We start from the raw sequence: 568 nt of genomic DNA, 5'->3' as shown, positions 1-568 counted from the left end.
CGCGCTCGGTCCCGCGGGTGACCTCGAAGTGCAGGAAGGCCGGGTCGCCCGGCGCCACGGCCGCGATCGGGTCGCCGCGCGCGACGGCGTCGCCCTTGGACACCGTGATATCGGCGAGGTTGACGTAGACCGTCAGCAGGTTCTCGGGGTGCTTGATCACCACGATCGCCACGTCCTCGGTGTTCTCGGTCACCGCCGCCACGCGGCCCGAGGCGGCGGCGCGCACCGGTGTGCCTGCGTCGGCGGCGATGGCGATGCCGTTGTTGCGGCCCTTGTCGAAGTCCCGGATGATCGGCCCGTCCACGGGCATGCTCATCCGCGCCTCGGCGGCGCTCTCGGTCTGGCCNGCCGTTGTTGCGGCCCTTGTCGAAGTCCCGGATGATCGGCCCGTCCACGGGCATGCTCATCCGCGCCTCGGCGGCGCTCTCGGTCTGGCCGATGTCGGGCGCGGGTTCGGGCTCGGGCGCCGCGGCCGCCGTCTCGGTCGCGGGGGCCGGGTCCTCCTGCGGCACCGGGCGCGAGGCGCTCGGCGGCGGCGGGGTGGGGGAGCCGGTGCCGGGCGGCGGCG

At 75.5% G+C, this 568-nt stretch carries 1 protein-coding gene and 1 pseudogene; one reads left to right on the top strand and one right to left on the bottom strand.

All coding sequences use genetic code 11. The features are described 5' to 3' along the window. Positions 1-316 (bottom strand): murein hydrolase activator EnvC (locus AB6A65_RS16480; protein WP_371039480.1); only part of this gene is annotated, 316 nt, incomplete at its 3' end. 62 nt (positions 317-378) lie between these two features. On the opposite strand from AB6A65_RS16480, the pseudogene AB6A65_RS16475 reads away from it, so the two are divergent. Continuing rightward, positions 379-568, top strand: a pseudogene (locus AB6A65_RS16475) (hypothetical protein); the annotation flags it as partial.

Origin of the sequence: Rhodosalinus sp. FB01, from assembly GCF_041365715.1 — a bacterium.
Lineage (GTDB): Bacteria > Pseudomonadota > Alphaproteobacteria > Rhodobacterales > Rhodobacteraceae > Rhodosalinus.
Note: the sequence above shows the minus strand (reverse complement) of the source record. Positions and strands in the feature narration are given on the sequence as shown.